This is a genomic window from Hymenobacter profundi (assembly GCF_019334315.1).
Taxonomy (GTDB): domain Bacteria; phylum Bacteroidota; class Bacteroidia; order Cytophagales; family Hymenobacteraceae; genus Hymenobacter; species Hymenobacter profundi.
Genome location: NZ_JAHWGL010000008.1, coordinates 72,427 through 89,139 on the forward strand (window position 1 = coordinate 72,427; position 16,713 = coordinate 89,139).

Genomic DNA, 16,713 nt, shown 5'->3' on the forward strand with positions numbered 1-16,713 from the left:
GAAGGTAAGCATAGGTCGATAGTGACCTCCTCCCAGTAAACTAGGCCAGGGTAAAGTAGAGAAATCGGGCACTTGTCGTACTTAAAAATCAGTGGCAATTTCCCTAAAAAAGGCCAAGTTTACCGAGGTTCAGATCGTATTTGCCCTGCGCCAAGCAGACACGGGTGTGGCTGTCGCAGAAGTTTGCAGGAAGATGGGTATCAACAAGGCGACGTACTACAACTGGAAGCCGCTACCGGCGTGGAGATTATCGTGGATGATACGCCCGAGGCCATCATCATTTCGGGCTTCGACCCGGTGCGCCGCGAGGTGGCCCGCCTGAGCCTGCACTTGCTGGTGAAGGACGGCCGCATTCACCCGGCTCGCATCGAGGAGATTGTGGCCAAAACCCGCAAGAACATCGACGAGGAAATTGTGGAAATCGGGGAGAAAACCATCATCGACCTGGGCATTCATGGCCTGCACCCCGAGCTGGTGAAGATGGTCGGGCGCATGCGTTTCCGCTCATCGTACGGCCAAAACCTGCTCCAGCACTCGCGCGAGGTAGCCAACCTGTGCGCCACCATGGCCGCCGAATTGGGCCTGAACGTGAAGCACGCTAAACGGGCCGGCCTGCTGCACGACATCGGCAAGGTAAGCACCGAGGAACCCGAGCTGCCCCACGCCATTCTGGGCATGGAGATGGCCAAGAAGTACAAAGAGCACCCCGATGTGGTAAACGCCATTGGCGCCCACCACGACGAGATGGAGATGACGGCCATGATTGCGCCGCTGGTGCAGGCCTGCGACGCCATCTCGGGCTCGCGCCCCGGCGCCCGCCGCGAGATGATGGAAAGCTACATCAAGCGTCTGAAGCAGCTGGAAGAAACAGCTGTGTCGTTTGACGGGGTGTTGCAGTGCTACGCCATTCAGGCGGGTCGCGAGTTGCGCGTGATGGTGAATGCCGAGAACGTGACTGACGACCGCGCCCAGGAGTTGAGCTACGAGATTTCGCAGAAAATCGAGAAGGAAATGCAGTATCCCGGCCAGATCAAGATTACGGTCATTCGGGAGATGCGCGCCGTTGCCTACGCCAAGTAGGGTAGGGCAACAAGCAAAAAAAGGCCACCGCAACGAGAGTTGCGGCGGCCTTTTTTTGTGGTGGTAAATTTTTTTTCACAAATGTGCTAACTGCTTGCAACCTATGCCACTCGAGTAAGCTCTTGTATATGTATTATCCACTACATTATTCCTATCCGGCGATGGTCTGCCGGTTGTTGCGGAGCATGTTGCTACGCCAGCCAGCAGACCATCGCCTTTTATGTGTATGTATGACAATGTGTATATATGACAACTACACTACGCTGGGGTAAACGATTTACTCCATTAGGACTGCTGGCAGCCCTGAGTAGCTGTGTAGTGTATACTCCGATTCAACCCAGCGCACCTATGTTACGCGATAAGGGGCAAGCCGAGGTGGCAGGTAGCGCCTACCTCTTCTCGGGCCGGTTGGAGGGCTCAGCTGCTTACTCGCCAATGCGCCATGTAATAGTGCGTGCCGCGGGTGCACTTCGCACCGACGGGCGCGACACAACATATTTCCGTACGCGCCAATTGGAGGTAGGGGCGGGTACTTATTGGGCTTTAGGGCAGAGGTGGCTGGTAGGAGGCTCGGCGGGCTACGGTTGGGGGCAGAGTGGCCGCGGGTTTCAGGATGCACATTATCTTTTTCTGTTCCAGCGCGATTCGACTATCACCTATCAATATAATGCGCGCTACGGCAAGCCTTTCGGCGACGTATTTGTGGCGTACGAGGATGGGCCTTTCACAATGGGGCTAGCCTATCGGCTTTCGCAAGTGCATTTTACTACCCTTACCAACAACAACCAGCCCATTAGCCTGCGCCGAATGACGCGCAACGAGCCCATGCTGTTTATGCGCTTCGGTAACCGGCAAGGCGTATTACAGTGGGCCCAGCTGCAATTGACGCTCAACGCTTCGTGGTCGGCCGATCTGGTAAGGGGCTCAGCCCCAGTAGGCCCACTGATTACCGATGTGAAAGCCGGCGACTTATTCACTTCCATTGGAATTGTGGTATACCCGCACCGCTTCAAACGGGTGCAGTATTAAGTTCTTGCCTGTTCTTCCGAGATTCCTCGGCAAGTTCAGAAGCACGTTTTGGAGAAATTCTAAGCAGCCACACATTGGCACAAGCGAAAGCCCGCCCGGATTTTTCCGGGCGGGCTTTCGCTTGTGCCAATGTGTGGCTGCCTGCGTTACTGCTGCCAGCCGCCGCCTAGGGCGCGGTACACGTTCACAGTAGCGTTCAGCTGCTGCATCTTGGTTTCGATCAGGTCGAACTTTGATTCCAAGGCATCGCGCTGAGTGAACAGCACCTCTGTGTATTCGGCGCGTGCCGAGCGGAACAGGCTGTTGGAGATGGTAACAGACTGGTTCAAGGACTGCACTTCCAAGGCCTTTTCGTTGTAGCTCTGGGCCAGGTTGCTGATGTTGGCCAGCTCGTTTACTACCTCTACATAGGCGTTCAACACAGTGCGCTCGTAGTTGTAGGCAGCTTGGGTTTGCACGGCGTTGGCGCTGCCGTACACGGCCTTAATGCCGTTGCGGTTCACTAGCGGCGCCACCAGCTCGCCAGCCAGATTGTAGAGCATCGACTCGGGAGTGGAAAACAGCAGGCCGGGCTTAAAGGCCCCGAAGCCTACCGAGCCAGTGATGCGCAGCGAGGGATAGAAGTTGGCGCGGGCTACTTGCACGTCTAGCTTGGCCGCCGCTAGGTTCTGCTCGGCCTGCCGGATATCGGGGCGGTTTTGCAGCAACTGCGACGGTACGCCAGTCTGGATAACCGTTGGTACTAAGTCATTGAACGTGGCGTCGTTGCGGACAATCGGGCGGGGGTAGCGGCCCGTTAGGAAGTTGATGCGGTTCTCGGTTTCGATGATGCGCTGCTGAATGCCGTATTGCAGGCTGCGGGTATTGTGCACCTGGGCCTCAAAACGCTGCACAGCCAGCTCCGTGGTGCGGGCCGATTCCTTTTGCAGCTTCACCAGCTCCAGCGCATTGGTCTGAATATCAATGTTCTGCTGCACAATCGCCAATTGGTTGTCGAGAGCCAACAGCTCGAAATAGGAGTTGGCAATTTCGGCAATCAAGTTGGTGATGGTGAAGTTTCTACCCTCCACGCTCGACAGGTAGCGCAACGCCGCCGACTTGCGCGAGTTGCGCAGCTTGTGCCAAATATCCACTTCCCAGCTGGCAAAGGCGCCTACCCGGTAATTGGGCAGCGGGTCGGGGGTGCGGTGTTCGGGCTTGATGTTGATGGCCTCCTCGGTGGCGCCTTGCAACGTGTAGCGGCCCGGTCGTTCGGCCTCGGCATTAGCGCCCAGACCCACGAAGGGTAGGTACTCACCTTTGCGAATCTGCACCTCATTGCGGGAAATCTGGATTTCCTGCAAGGCAATGTTCAGCTCCTGGTTGTGTTGTAGGGCCGTGTCGATCAGCGCTACCAGGTTAGGGTCGGTGAAGAACTGCCGCCACCGCACCTGAGCAGCGCTGGCGGTGTCCTGGGCCGTAGCGCTATTGTAGCTGGCAGGAACCCGCCGGTTGGCATCTTTCACCACCAGCTCGGGCATTTTGCAGCTCCCTACCGCCAGCGACAAACAGGCTACACTTATATACTGATAAATGCGTTTTCTAAGCATGAGCTTCTACTTCTTCAACTAGCACGCGAGGCTCCACGCCTTCACTTATCGGATATTCATTTTCGTCCTGGATCAGCTTGCGGCCAGCGGCCAAGGTGCCAAATACATAGTACAGGCCGGGTACAATCACTACCCCGAACACGGTGCCGAACAGCATGCCGCCCAGCGCCGCCGTACCAATGGTGCGGTTGCCAATGGCACCCGCGCCAGTAGCCAGCACCAGCGGAATCAAGCCCGCAATGAAGGCGAAAGACGTCATCAGGATAGGCCGGAAACGAGCCTTAGCGCCGGCAATGGCCGCATCGCGGACCGACATGCCGTGCTCGTGTTCCTGCACCGCAAATTCTACAATCAGCACCGCGTTTTTGCCCAGCAAGCCTACCAGCATCACCAGTCCTACCTGGGCGTAGATGTTGTTGGCCAGGCCCAGCATCTTGATAAACAGGAACGACCCAAATATCCCCGCCGGCAGCGACAACACCACCGCCAACGGCAGCAGGAAGCTCTCGTACTGCGCGGCCAGCACCAGGTACACAAAAGCCAGCACCACCAAGAAGATGTAGATGGCCTCGTTGCCGCGGCTCACCTCGTCTTTCGACAAGCCACCCCAGTCGATGTCGTAGCCGCGGGGTAGGGTTTCGCGGGCCACCTCCTGCACCGCCTTAATGGCCTCACCCGAGCTGAAACCCGCTGCTGCATCGCCGCGGATGGAGGCCGTGGTGTACATGTTGTAGCGGTTGATTTCGTTGGCACCCTGGGTCTTCACGATTTTCATGAAGGCCGAGAACGGCACCATCTCGCCCTTGTCGTTCTTCACCCACATATCCATCACGTCCTTGGGCAGCTTGCGGTACTCCGGCGATGCTTGCACATACACCTTAAAGAAACGCTGGTATTTGATGAAGCCCAGCTCGTAGGTCGAGCCAATCATGATACTCAGCGTGTTCATGGCGTTGCCAATGCTCACACCTTTCTGCATGGCCAGTTGGTTGTCAATCTGCAACTCATACTGCGGATAGTTGGCCGAGTAGAACGTAAACAGACCGGCTAGTTCCTTGCGCTTGTTCAAAGCCGCCATAAACTCCTCGTTCACTTTTTCCAGCGCCTTGTAATCGCCGGTGTTGGTTTTGTCGAGCAGTTGCAGCTGGAAACCGCCCGCCGCGCCGTAGCCCGGTACTGCTGGTGGCTCGAAGAATTCCACGGTCGCGCCGGGAATTTGCTTGGCCTTTTTCTCTAGCTCCTCCACAATGTCGTGGATGGATTCCTTGCGCTCCGACCACGGCTTAAGGTTAATCAAGCACGTGCCGGCGTTGGAGCCCCTACCTTCCGTAAGCACCTCGTAGCCCGCTAGGGTAGAGATGCTCTGGATGCCGGGCACGTCCTTGGCCAGCTCATAGAGACGCTGCGAAATGTCATTGGTGCGCTCAAGGGTTGAGCCGGGCGGCGTCTGAATGATGGCGTAGAGCATGCCCTGGTCCTCGCTCGGGATAAAGCCCGAGGGTAGGGTAGAGGAGATGCCGAAGATGCCCAGCCCGAAAATAATCAGGATGCCGAACGTAAACACCCGCCGGTCAACCACCTTTTCTAGTAGGTTCGTGTAGCGGCCGGTCAGCTTCTCGAAGCCGCGGTTAAACCAGTCGATAAAGCGGTTGATGGGTGTCTTTTTGCGCGGCTGACCGTGGTTATTCTTCAGAATCATAGCGCACAACACCGGCGTCAGCGTGAGGGCCACAACACCGGAGATGACGATAGACGTAGCCATCGTAATCGAGAACTGACGGTAGAAAATACCCACCGGACCGCTCATGAAGGCTACAGGCACAAACACCGCCGTCATCAAAATGGTGATGGCGATGATAGCGCCGCTGATTTCGCCAATCACCTCGCGCACCGCGCCGTACGGCGACAGGTGCTTTTCCTCCATCTTGGCGTGCACGGCTTCCACCACCACAATGGCGTCGTCGACCACAATACCGATGGCTAATACCAACGCAAAGAGCGTTATCATGTTAATGGTGAGGCCAAACGCCTGCATCGCCACAAACGCGCCTACCAACGAAACCGGAACCGCAATGATAGGGATGAGGGTAGAGCGCCAGTCGCCCAGGAACAGGAACACCACCAGCGCCACCAGAATAAAGGCATCGCGCAGGGTGTGAATTACGTTTTCCGTCGACGCATCCAGGAAGTTCGACACGTCGTAGCTGATTTTGTAGTCCATGCCGGGCGGCATAGTTTTCTTCAGCTCTTCCAGCTTAGCTTTCACCGACTTAATGACCTCCGTAGCGTTACTGCCGTAGGTTTGCTTCAGCACAATAGCAGCCGAGGGGTAGCCGTCGAGGTTGGAGTAGATATCGTAGAATTCCGAACCTAGCTCCACGTTGGCAATGTCCTTCAGGTGTAGAATCTCACCGTCGGGGTTTGCCTTGATAATCACGTTCTTGTACTGCTCCACGTCGTTGAAGCGACCCTGATAAGTCAGCACGTATTCCAGGGCTTCGGCCCTACCTCCGTCGGAGCGGCCAATACGACCCGGCGAACCAATTACGCTCTGGTCGTCAAGTGCCTTCATCACGTCGTCGGCCGACACGTTATAGGCGCGCATACGGTCGGGCTTCAGCCAGATGCGCATGGCATACTGCCGGCTACCCAGGATGCTGGCCCGGCCAATGCCGTTGATGCGCTGGATTTCGGGTATCATGTTCACCCCTGCAAAGTTGAACAGGTACTTCATGTCCGTGTTCTTGTCTTTGCTGTACAGGTTCACGTACATCAGCATGTTGGGCACCACGCGGTTCACAATCACGCCTTCGCGCTGCACCAGTACTGGCAAGCGGTTGAGCACCTGCGCAATACGCGTGTTCACGTTTACCACGGCCTGGTCGGGGTCGGTGCCTAGGTTGAAGACAATCTGGATATTGGCCTCGCCAGCACTCACGGCGTCAGAGGTCATGTACTTCATGCCGGGCACGCCATTCACGGCCTGCTCCAGCGGAATAAGCACCGACTCCGTGAGCACCTTGGCGCTAGCGCCAGGGTAGGCCGCCGACACCATCACCATGGGCGGCGAAATCTCGGGAAACTGCGACGTAGGCAGCGTATTGATGGCCATGACGCCCAGGAACACAATCACCACCGAAATCACGATGGCAAAGACTGGCCTGCGAATGAATTTACTGAACATAGAATGCTGATTTTTAGCTGATAGCTATTGGCTGTCAGCCGTTAGCTTTTCGTTGAGAAGAAACAGCCTGCATTTTGTCTGAGCAGAAGCTAACAGCTAACGGCCACCAGCTAACAGCTCATAAAAGCACCTATTCGGAGTACACTTTCAGGTGCGAAATCACCTTCTCCGGCTTCTCGTACTCGTACTTGATTTTCTCGCCGTCCTTTACCTTTCGAATGCCTTCCAGCATAATCCGGTCGTCGGGTTTCAGGCCATCGGTAATGATGTAGAGGTCAGGCATTTCAGAGCCTACCGTCACCTCGCGCTGGTGCACGTGCTTGTCCTTGTCCACCACGTACACAAACTTTTTCTCCAGCACCTCGAACGTGGCTTTCTGGGGGATGATGAGGGCGTTTTTGAGCGGTACCGTCATCAGCACGCTACCTGTTTCGCCATTGCGCAGCAGGCTCTTGGGGTTAGGGAAAGTAGCCCGAAAGGCAATGTTACCGGTCTCGTTATTGAAGTCAGCTTCAATGGTTTGCACTACGCCAGGTTGTGGGTACACCTGGTTGTTGGCCATCAATAAGTTTACCTTTTCCAGGTTGTTGGTCTTAGCCTCCTTGTAAGCCAAATACTCGGCTTCGGGCACGTTGAAATACACCCACATCTTGCTGTTGTCCGACAGCGTCGTGAGCAGGTCGCCTTCGTCTACGAGGCTACCCAGCCGGGCCTGGAAGTGGTCCATGATGCCGTTGAACGGCGCCCGAATGGTGGTAAAGCCCAGGTGCGTTTGGGCCAAGGCCACATCAGCTTTGGCCTTGTCGTACTTGGCTTCGGCCAGCGCCAACTCACTCTTCGACACCACGTTGTTGTCGGCCAAGCGCTTGGTGTTCTGGTATTCCAGATTCACGTAGTTCGCCTCGGCCTGCGACTTTTTCAACTCGGCCTGGTAGATCATGGGCATGATCTGAAACATGAGTTGCCCCTGCTTCACGGTCTGCCCCTCATCCACGAAAATCTTTTGGAGGTAGCCCTTCTCCAGCGCCCGCAGCTCAATGTGCTGGATGGAGTGAATCTGCGCCACGTACTCTTTGGTAATGGTGGTGTCTTTTTGCAAAGGGCTGGTAACCAGATACTCTACCTTTTCTTCCTTTTCTTCTTTTTTGTCCGCGCAGCTTGTGAAACCATACAAGCCGCACCAGCTCACGAACATGAGCATGAACACTTTTTTCATAAGAACTTGGGGTAATATGACAGACAGTTGACGATGCCAGAAATAATGGCGGTGGGTAGGGTAGAGCGGATAAACGGGCAGTTTTGGAACGCGCTAAGAAGGAGTGTCGCCAGGGTTGGTAGGCGAGTTTGATGCTACAAAGCAAGCATCGCTACATGAAGCCGGTATGAAGCATCGTGCCCCGCGTAGAGGAAATTCTACTATTCTTTGCAGTTCGCAAGGCGTACTCCGTAGCTGCTTTTTCCGCACTAAATCAGTAGCAATAAGTATTTGTGAAACAGTAGGATAGAGCATGAAAAAAGCGGTTATGCAGCGCACAGCGCTGCATAACCGCCAAAACAAATCCCTCGGAGAGGTAGTGGTTTATTTACTCAGGTATTACTTCTTCTTTGGGTTTTCGAGTTTTGAGAACAGGTTGTTCAAAGCTTCCGCCCAGGTAGGGTGAGCAAAAATCATATCCTGGAGCATCTCGCAGGTGATGTTGCCGTGCATAGCCAGTTGGAGCATCGACATAATCTCGCCGCCTTGCTCGCAGAACACGGCCGTGCCCAAGATACAGTCGGTCTTGCCATCTACCAGCACCTTGATAAAGCCCTCTGTAAAGCCTGTTTGCTGGGCGCGGCCAATTGTTTTAACCGGCATGTTGGCCACCCGATAATCCAACTTTTGCTCCTGGGCCTCGTGCTCCGAAAGGCCAATGCGGCCAAGCTGTGGCTCCGTGAACACCACGTACGGTACATCACGGCCTTTTTTCGAGCGGCTTTTACCTTTCAGAATATTGTCGCGCACGATGCGGTAGTCGTCGTAGCTCATGTGGGTGAACTGGGGTCCACCGTGCACATCGCCCAGCGCGTAAATACCGCGCACATTGGTGTGGAACTGGTCGTCGACCAATACGTAGCCGCGGTCATCGGTTTCTACCCCGGCTTTGTCGAGGCCCAGCTCTTTGGTGTTGGGTTCCCTACCCACCGCCACCAGCACGTGCGAGCCTCGCAAACGCCGTTCCCCGTCAGGAGTATTTACCGATACCGTAAACTGCTTTTCGGAGTTCTGTGAAACCCGGTGTGCTTGTGAACCGAGCAGAAACTGCACGCCTTCGCTCTCCAACAACTGTTGCATGGCCTCGCACACGTCTGCGTCTTCGCGCTCCAGCACCACATCCGACGACTCTACAATCGTCACCTCACAGCCCAAGCGCCGGTAGAGTTGGCTGAATTCCAAACCGATATACCCACCACCAATAATAATCAGGTGCTCGGGCTTGTCCTTTAAATCCAGAATAGTGGTAGGCGTCAGGAAATCGGTTTCCTGTAGCCCATCAATCTTGGGAATAGCGGCGCGAGTACCAGTGTTGATGAAAATAAGTGGGGATGTCAGTGTTTCGGTGCCGCCCGTAGTAAGGGCCACGCTGAGCGTGTGAGGCGCCGTGAAGCTAGCGTGCCCGTCGAAAAGCTGCACGGGGTTTTCCTGGTCCGTCAGGTTTTCGTGGATGCCTTGGCGGAGCTTTTCCAATAGAGCGTCCTTGCGCTCCACAATGGTCGGCAGGTCGATGGCTTCCACTTCCACATCAATCCCATACGACGCATCGGTGTAAGCGTGGTGCGCTCGTTCAGACGACGCCAGCAGGGTTTTGGTGGGCACGCAACCGTAGTTGATGCAGGAGCCACCCAACAGGTTTTTCTCAACCAGGGCCACGCGGCGGCCCTCTTTGACGAAAGCAGTTGCCAACGGATTACCGGCCTGGCCGGAGCCAATTATAATAACATCGAAAGATTCGGGCATAAAAGCAGAACTTTAGGCGACAAAACCAGCAAACTGGCTCGTAGCCGTGCGCTTGCATTGGACAGCTATACGAAGCTCAGCCGTTGACGGCTAGGCAGTATACCGTAAAAATTTGCTGGTTTTGGCCTCATTTTCGCCCGCTTTCGGCTGTATGCTGCTTTTCGCTCGTTTTCTTGTTCTGCTGCTCCTGTTAGGACTGTCCAGTTGCGCTTCGCTTTATTTTCCGCCGCCGCCACAAGTGCCGTTGCTCACGCAGCAAGGCGAGTTCAGCGGGGGGATACATTCCAATTTCGGCGGCAATACCTCGTTGCAGGGAGCCTACGCCGTCACCAACGGATTAGGAGTGATGGGCTCGGCCTCGTTTCTGCATAGGAACAAGCCCAAGAAGGCCGAAAACTTCGACTTCTTCGAGGCTGGTGCCGGCTACTTCACTCGCCTACCCGATCAACGGGTGCTGGAAATCTACGGTGGCTACGGCCTGGGCTCCTCCGACCGCACTGACCGTACGCGCGAGGGTGTAGTAGAGCAGCGCCAAGAAGGCAACCTGAACAAGCTGTTTTTGCAGGTGAACTACAGTGCCAAGAAGCACCAGACGTTGCACCTATTCGGCAATCATTTCCCCCTCAGCTATGGCACTGCCCTACGCCTGAGCCACGTGGAACTGAGTAACTTCAAGCTCGATGGGGTAGCCACTCGCGGCGAGGACAATATTTTCCTGGAACCCATCACCTTCTCCCGCGTGCAAGTACTAGGTCCAGTGCAGCTACAACTCATCAGCGGCGGCAACTTCGGCCTGAAGCACCGCAAGTACCTGCGGGCGGCCAATGCGGTGTTTCAGCTGGGGGTAGTAGTGAATTTAGGTGGGCAGGAAGGTAGGAGGTAGGGGCGCGTTGCACGCGCCCAGCGTTGTTATTCGGTTGGCTTACTTTCGAAGAATTTGTTTAGCGGTCTAAAGAATAGACCGTTAGTAGTGCCTACGTATACAGTGTCGCGCAAAACCTGAATGCCGTTGATCAGACTACGATCCAGTCCTTCATTATTCAGAACTCGTAAGGAAGTATTGCCTTCCCGCCAGTGCCAGCTAAGCAGGTTATTACCAATAGTACAAATTAAACTGTCACCTACCGGGTAGGGTCGATGTCCTTGTAAATCTAGTGGCAAGGGAGCAAACGTTCGCCAGGTTTCGCCTTCATCATCGGACATAAATGTGTTTCGATCAGAAATGCAGTACAGCCGGCCGTTCCACTTATAGAGTGCGCTAACGGAGGAGTTATAGGCAAACATCGACAATACCGGTCTTACGGTGCCATCTTGCTGTATCTTAAATAGCTTGCCTTCAAAAGCCACTAGAAAATAATCATCTATACTGACTATCGCGTCAAAAATATAAGTAGAACGAATGCTACTGATATTAGGTAGCGTAATGCGCCGGGCAGATAGTAGACGGGGCGCATACCCCTCCGGCGTATCAGGATCAACAACTGCAAGGATGAAGTTGGCAGATGTAGTGCGAAATGCAGGAGCATTTGTTGTGGAATAATGCAACAACACATAGTTATTTCTATTGATGACAACACTGCTGAAGACACCAGGGTCTTCAAATGGTGAGCTAGCCAAGACAGTTGTTATTTTGACTGCGGCTGGATCTAGCCTCTTCACAGATAGTTCTGATTTGCCAGGGTAAGCATCATAAGATAACGGAGAGGCTGTCTTTCGAAACGCTACTGTCGTATCAAAAGCCGTCGCATAAAACTTAGGCGCGATGGGAATACGAATTTGAATATCTGTTATACTGGTTGAATAGAACGCTGGGACGCGGTTAGTGCCTGTGATGGGGGTAAAGGAATTAGGTTGCTGTAAAAAGATAGTTTGCCCATCGCTCGCCATATTCTGAATAAAGCGTCTTGTTCGGGTCAGGGCCGTTACTTCTTGCCAAGCAGTTTCTTTCGCGACTTCCTTAATTTCTGGATCGTTATCCTTTGTGCACCCTGCCAAAACGCTTCCTACGAGAATAAGTAAAATATAAAGCTTCATGTGCAGATTAAAATCAATTAAATAGTGAACTAGATTCAAATTAAGCTACTAACTAAAAACAGGAAAGCCTTGGCAGTTGCCAAGGCTTTCCTGTTTTTAAAGACAATTAATACAACTTACGCCTCTACCTTCTCGCCGTTCAGTACCTTCAACATCGTCTCGCCGATGTTAGCGGGCGAATCCACCACGTGGATGCCGCACTCGCGCATGATGGCCATTTTGGCTGCGGCCGTGTCGTCGGCACCGCCTACGATGGCACCGGCGTGGCCCATGCGGCGGCCGGGAGGGGCCGTCTGGCCGGCAATGAAGCCAACGACGGGCTTCTTGTTGCCGGTTTCTTTGATCCAACGGGCTGCTTCAGCTTCCATACCGCCGCCGATTTCGCCAATCATCACGATGCCCTCAGTTTCGGGGTCGTTCATGAGCAGCTCCACAGCTTCTTTGGTGGTGGTGCCGATGATGGGGTCGCCACCGATGCCGATGGCCGTGGTCTGGCCCAGGCCGGCTTTGGTGAGCTGGTCAACGGCTTCGTAGGTCAACGTGCCCGACTTCGACACAATACCTATTTTGCCTTTCTGGAAGATGAAGCCCGGCATGATGCCCACTTTGCACTCGCCGGCAGTCATCACGCCGGGACAGTTGGGGCCAATCATGCGCACGCCCTCACGATCTTTGAGGTAGTGCTTCACGGCAATCATGTCCTTGGTAGGGATGCCTTCTGTGATAGTCACAATCACCTTGATGCCAGCATCAGCGGCTTCCAGGATAGCATCGGCGGCGAAAGCCGGGGGCACGAAAATGATGCTGACATCGGCGCCGGTTTCGCGTACAGCGTCGGCTACGGTGTTGAACACCGGCCGGTCGAGGTGCTGCTGACCACCCTTGCCGGGCGTTACGCCACCCACCACGTTGGTGCCGTACTCAATCATTTGCTGCGCATGAAACGAGCCTTCAGAGCCGGTGAAGCCCTGCACAATCACTTTGGAATCCTTGTTAACCAGAACACTCATTAGGAAATGGGTTTAAGGGAGATATTCGCTGGAACGACAGCTGCCCGTCGGGGCGGCCGTGCACAAAAGTAGGTTTTATTTATAGGCGGCACAAAGCCCGCCGCAATGTGGGTTGTTGCAGCTCTCTTTTGCACCGAAGCAAACGCAAGAAAGTGCATATGGCACCAATCGGCCCGCCGAAAATCCGTACCTTTGCGGCCTAAATTGCCCACCCCACCCCAGGCTATGTATCTGAATAACATCACCGAAGCTATCGGTAACACCCCCCTCGTTAAGCTCCAGAAAGTCACGGAAGGCATCCGGGGCACGGTACTAGCGAAGGTAGAATATTTCAATCCCGGCAACTCGGTGAAAGACCGCATGGCGGTGAAAATGATTGACGACGCCGAAAAAGCAGGCATTCTAAAGCCCGGCGGCACCATCATCGAAGGCACTAGCGGCAACACGGGCATGGGCCTGGCGTTGGCCGCCATTGCCAAAGGCTACAAGTGCATCTTCACGATGAGCGACAAGCAAGGCCAGGAAAAGCGCGACATTCTGAAGGCCGTGGGTGCCGAGATTATCATCTGCCCCACCAACGTGGCGCCCGACGACCCCCGTTCCTACTACTCGGTGGCGCGCAAGCTGAACGCGGAGATTCCGAACTCGTTCTACCCCAACCAGTACGACAACCTCTCCAACACCGCCGCCCACTACGAAACCACAGGCCCCGAAATCTGGCAACAAACCGAAGGCAAGATTACGCACTTTGCGGCCGGGGTAGGCACGGGCGGTACGATCAGTGGCATCAGCAAATACCTGAAAGAGCAGCGCCCTGATCTAGTAACCGTTGGGTTGGATACCTACGGTTCCGTGTTCAAGAAGTACAAAGAGACCGGCATTTTCGACGAAAACGAAATCTACCCTTACAAAACGGAAGGTATCGGCGAAGACATTCTGCCCAAGAACGTGGACTTCGACCTGATTGACTTGTTCATTAAGGTAGCGGACAAAGACGCGGCCGTGATGACGCGCCGCCTGGCCCGCGAAGAAGGGCTGTTTGTGGGCTGGTCGTGCGGCTCGGCGGTGTACGGCGCGTTGGAATACGCCCGCGAGCATCTCACCGAGGAGGATACGATGGTAGTGGTATTACCCGACCACGGCACGCGCTACTTGGCCAAGGTGTACAACGACGACTGGATGCGCGAGCAAGGCTGGCTGTAGGCTACGCTATAATCAGCTATATTTGATAGATGCCGCTGCTAGCGAGTCACCAAACTTATGTCGAAGAAACTGCGCAATATCGTTCTGGTGGACGACAATGAAACCACCAGCTTCCTGAACAACCGTCTGTTAAATCGTTTGGGAGTAGCCGATACCATCCACACGTTCACCCAGGCCGAACCGGCCTATGAGTTTCTGTGGGGTGCCAACCGTGGTGGCGAAGCTATTCCGGAGCTGGTATTTGTTGATTTGAAAATGCCCGGCATCGACGGCTTCGAGTTCCTGCGCATGTACGACCGGCTACCCACCGACATCAAGCAGCAAACGGTGCTCACGGTGCTTACCACCTCCATGCACGCCGCCGATACGGCCCGCGTGGCTCAGTACGAAGGGGTGGAATACCTAGCAAAGCCGCTGACGGAGGAAAAGATGCAGAAGCTACTGGAAAAGCGGTTTTAGTCTTTAGAAACTAAAAAAAGCGTGTCATCCGGAGCGGAGCGAAGGACCTTCTCACATTGAACGGCAAGCGTAACAACGACTCGTTCAACGTGAGAAGGTCCTTCGCTCCGCTCCGGATGACACGCTTTTTCACTTTCCTTCCTCTACACCACCGCCTCCACAAACTGGAATGCCTCACCGTCAAACAATCCTTTGTCGCTCAGCTTCAGGCTTGGAATAACCAACAAGGCCATAAAGGAAAGCGTCATAAAGGGTGCTTGCAGCGTGGAACCTAGTTCCTTCGCCAGCGCATCTACAGCGGCGTAGGCGGCTGCCACCGCGTAGCCATCCTGGTCCGACATGAGGCCGGCCACGGGTAGGGGGAGCAGGAGTTCCTGCCCATCGGGCCCGACGGCCGCCAAACCACCTTTTGCCTCCATTACCAGTTGCACGGCGCGGGCCAAGCTCTCATCGTCGCAGCCGATGGCCGTGATGTTGTGGGAGTCGTGGCCCACGCTGCTGGCCAGGGCGCCACGCTTCAACCCGAAGCCTTTGATAAACGCCACCGCAGGCGGCGCCGCGGCATAGCGATTCACTACCGTGAGCTTGAGAATATCCTGCGTTACATCAGGTACCACCAAGCCGTTCTCGACGCGAGCGGGCACATCGTGGCGGGCGGTGATAAGCTGCCCATCGAAGCATTCCATCACCCGGAGGGTAGGCTGCGGGGTAGGCGCGGGCAGCCGGAAATCCTGGGCCTGCACCGGGTGTGCCACAAAGTTGTTGATGACCTCCACTGGCACGGCCGGAATCAGCGTGCGGCCGTTTTCGGCTACCAGCTCACCGTTGAGGTAAGTTTGTTGTACCGTAAAATCCTGGAGGTTATCTACCACAATGAAGTCAGCGGCGTCGCCTTCGCGCAGCAGGCCCACGGGTAGGCGGTAATGTTCCACGGGGTTGCGGCAGGCCACGCGCAGCACTTTCAGTACGTCTTGGCCGCGTGCCACGGCCCGCTGTACCAGCTGGTTGATGTGGCCCAGCACCAGCGTATCGGGGTGCTTGTCGTCGGAGCAGAACATCATGTTTTCGTAGTGCTCGGGCAGCAGGTCGATGAGCGCCTCGAAGTTGCGGGCCGCCGAACCCTCCCGAATCAGTACTTTCATACCGGCTTGCAGCTTGTCTAGCGCCTCGCCGGCCATGAAACACTCATGGTCGGTGCTGATGCCGGCCTGGGCGTAGTGTAGAGCATCGGGGCCAGTGAGGCCGGGCGCGTGGCCGTCTACGGGACGGTTGTACTGCTGCGCCAGCCTGATTTTCTCCATCACGTCGGCGTCGCGGTTGAGCACGCCGGGCCAGTTCATCATTTCGGCCAGATAGCCGATTTCGGGGTATTGCTGAAAAAGCTGCTCAATATCGGCGGCCGAAATAATGGCCCCGGCCGTCTCGAACGGCGTGGCCGGCACGCAGGAGGGCGCCCCAAAGCAGAACTTGAACGGCACCTGCCGGCCGTTTTCCAGCATGTATTCCACACCGCCTACCCCCAATACATTGCCAATTTCGTGCGGGTCTGATACGGTAGCTACTGTGCCGTGCGTTACGGCCAAGCGGGCAAACTCCGAGGGCACCAGCAGGGAGCTTTCTACGTGCACGTGCGCATCCACGAAGCCCGGTAGAGCATAGGGTAGGGCCGGATTGGGCGCGGCGCCGGTAGGCTCCAGGCGGTTAATACGACCTGCTACCACGTGAATTATGGCAGGGTATATGGTGTTGGCGAATAAGTCGACGACGTTGGCCGTGCGTGTGAAAGAAGAAGCCATAAGTAGAATGGAGGCGAAAAAGCCTACCCAACGGGCGGCCGGGCAAAGAACTTTATATTTGAGTAAACTTCCTGAAGCGTGAAAAAGATTGCAACTCTGGCGCTGGCAGCGCTGCTCATGGGTACCGGCCTCCTGTCGTCGGGCTGCGCCCATCGTTCTTCCCTAGCCAAGAAAACGGCCGCGTACAAGCACCGGTCGAAGGGTAAGATTCCGTGCCCGTGCGAGAGTAATTAGGCTTATAGGAATTTTATAAACGTCTGTCCTCCTGAGCTTGCGAAGGACCTTCTCACGTTGGCACGAGTCATTGTTCTGGTGTGAGAAGGTCCTTCGC

The 16,713-nt window shown here is 55.3% G+C and carries 11 protein-coding genes and 3 pseudogenes; 7 read left to right on the forward strand and 7 right to left on the reverse strand.

Annotation, left to right across the window (positions count from 1 at the left end; all coding sequences use genetic code 11):
* Positions 1 to 97 precede the first annotated feature (97 nt).
* The 3 genes and pseudogenes from KYK14_RS22395 to KYK14_RS03965 all read left to right on the forward strand — a co-directional run.
* Positions 98 to 229, forward strand: a pseudogene (locus KYK14_RS22395) (transposase); the annotation flags it as partial.
* Positions 220 to 1,080: pseudogene (rny, locus tag KYK14_RS03960) on the forward strand (ribonuclease Y); the annotation flags it as partial. The pseudogenes KYK14_RS22395 and rny, both read left to right, overlap by 10 nt.
* A 348-nt stretch (positions 1,081 to 1,428) precedes the next feature.
* Complete coding sequence (locus KYK14_RS03965; protein WP_219157022.1) at positions 1,429 to 2,109, forward strand: hypothetical protein; 681 nt, start codon at positions 1,429 to 1,431, stop codon at positions 2,107 to 2,109.
* 146 nt (positions 2,110 to 2,255) lie between these two features.
* On the opposite strand, the gene KYK14_RS03970 is transcribed toward KYK14_RS03965, so the two are convergent.
* The 4 genes from KYK14_RS03970 to KYK14_RS03985 all read right to left on the reverse strand — a co-directional run bounded on the left by KYK14_RS03970 (position 2,256) and on the right by KYK14_RS03985 (position 9,880).
* Positions 2,256 to 3,698 carry a TolC family protein gene (locus tag KYK14_RS03970; RefSeq protein ID WP_219157025.1) on the reverse strand — a complete coding sequence of 481 codons (1,443 nt, stop codon included), beginning with the start codon at positions 3,696 to 3,698 and terminating at the stop codon, positions 2,256 to 2,258.
* Complete coding sequence (locus KYK14_RS03975) at positions 3,691 to 6,882, reverse strand: efflux RND transporter permease subunit (RefSeq protein ID WP_219157029.1); 3,192 nt, start codon at positions 6,880 to 6,882, stop codon at positions 3,691 to 3,693. Before KYK14_RS03975 ends, KYK14_RS03970 begins: the two co-directional genes overlap by 8 nt.
* Before the next feature lie 130 nt (positions 6,883 to 7,012).
* Positions 7,013 to 8,098 (reverse strand): efflux RND transporter periplasmic adaptor subunit, encoded by a 1,086-nt coding sequence (locus KYK14_RS03980; protein WP_208307904.1) that lies wholly within the window; start codon positions 8,096 to 8,098, stop codon positions 7,013 to 7,015.
* A gap of 378 nt (positions 8,099 to 8,476) precedes the next feature.
* Entirely contained in the window at positions 8,477 to 9,880 is a 1,404-nt protein-coding gene (locus KYK14_RS03985) for a mercuric reductase (RefSeq protein WP_219157033.1), read from the reverse strand.
* Between the two features lie 151 nt (positions 9,881 to 10,031).
* On the opposite strand from KYK14_RS03985, the gene KYK14_RS03990 reads away from it, so the two are divergent.
* Complete coding sequence (locus KYK14_RS03990; protein ID WP_185282587.1) at positions 10,032 to 10,763, forward strand: hypothetical protein; 732 nt, start codon at positions 10,032 to 10,034, stop codon at positions 10,761 to 10,763.
* A 26-nt stretch (positions 10,764 to 10,789) separates the two neighbouring features.
* On the opposite strand, the gene KYK14_RS03995 is transcribed toward KYK14_RS03990, so the two are convergent.
* A complete protein-coding gene (locus KYK14_RS03995) occupies positions 10,790 to 11,914 on the reverse strand; it encodes a hypothetical protein (protein WP_219157034.1) in 1,125 nt (374 codons plus the stop codon).
* A 116-nt stretch (positions 11,915 to 12,030) separates the two neighbouring features.
* The gene (sucD, locus tag KYK14_RS04000; RefSeq protein WP_185282589.1) at positions 12,031 to 12,924 is read right to left on the reverse strand and encodes a succinate--CoA ligase subunit alpha; all 894 of its coding nucleotides are present in this window, start codon (positions 12,922 to 12,924) and stop codon (positions 12,031 to 12,033) included.
* 225 nt (positions 12,925 to 13,149) lie between these two features.
* Here sucD and KYK14_RS04005 point away from each other — a divergent pair.
* Both KYK14_RS04005 and KYK14_RS04010 read left to right on the forward strand, forming a co-directional pair.
* Positions 13,150 to 14,124, forward strand: a pseudogene (locus tag KYK14_RS04005) (PLP-dependent cysteine synthase family protein); the annotation flags it as partial.
* A gap of 60 nt (positions 14,125 to 14,184) precedes the next feature.
* Positions 14,185 to 14,586 (forward strand): response regulator, encoded by a 402-nt coding sequence (locus tag KYK14_RS04010; protein ID WP_185282590.1) that lies wholly within the window; start codon positions 14,185 to 14,187, stop codon positions 14,584 to 14,586.
* A 143-nt stretch (positions 14,587 to 14,729) separates the two neighbouring features.
* On the opposite strand, the gene ade is transcribed toward KYK14_RS04010, so the two are convergent.
* A complete protein-coding gene (gene ade, locus KYK14_RS04015; protein ID WP_219157037.1) occupies positions 14,730 to 16,382 on the reverse strand; it encodes an adenine deaminase in 1,653 nt (550 codons plus the stop codon).
* A 78-nt stretch (positions 16,383 to 16,460) separates the two neighbouring features.
* On the opposite strand from ade, the gene KYK14_RS04020 reads away from it, so the two are divergent.
* Positions 16,461 to 16,616, forward strand: coding sequence for a hypothetical protein (locus KYK14_RS04020; protein ID WP_219157040.1), 156 nt, complete (start codon positions 16,461 to 16,463; stop codon positions 16,614 to 16,616).
* The last annotated feature ends 97 nt before the right edge of the window (positions 16,617 to 16,713 follow it).

Coding starts and splice junctions, on each gene's coding strand:
- sucD (WP_185282589.1), bottom strand. CDS start 12,924: ATGAGTGTTCTGGTTAACAAGGATTCCAAAGTGATTGTGCAGGGCTTC.
- KYK14_RS03990 (WP_185282587.1), top strand. CDS start 10,032: ATGCTGCTTTTCGCTCGTTTTCTTGTTCTGCTGCTCCTGTTAGGACTG.
- KYK14_RS03980 (WP_208307904.1), bottom strand. CDS start 8,098: ATGAAAAAAGTGTTCATGCTCATGTTCGTGAGCTGGTGCGGCTTGTAT.
- KYK14_RS03985 (WP_219157033.1), bottom strand. CDS start 9,880: ATGCCCGAATCTTTCGATGTTATTATAATTGGCTCCGGCCAGGCCGGT.
- KYK14_RS04010 (WP_185282590.1), top strand. CDS start 14,185: ATGTCGAAGAAACTGCGCAATATCGTTCTGGTGGACGACAATGAAACC.
- ade (WP_219157037.1), bottom strand. CDS start 16,382: ATGGCTTCTTCTTTCACACGCACGGCCAACGTCGTCGACTTATTCGCC.
- KYK14_RS03965 (WP_219157022.1), top strand. CDS start 1,429: ATGTTACGCGATAAGGGGCAAGCCGAGGTGGCAGGTAGCGCCTACCTC.
- KYK14_RS03970 (WP_219157025.1), bottom strand. CDS start 3,698: ATGCTTAGAAAACGCATTTATCAGTATATAAGTGTAGCCTGTTTGTCG.
- KYK14_RS03975 (WP_219157029.1), bottom strand. CDS start 6,882: ATGTTCAGTAAATTCATTCGCAGGCCAGTCTTTGCCATCGTGATTTCG.
- KYK14_RS03995 (WP_219157034.1), bottom strand. CDS start 11,914: ATGAAGCTTTATATTTTACTTATTCTCGTAGGAAGCGTTTTGGCAGGG.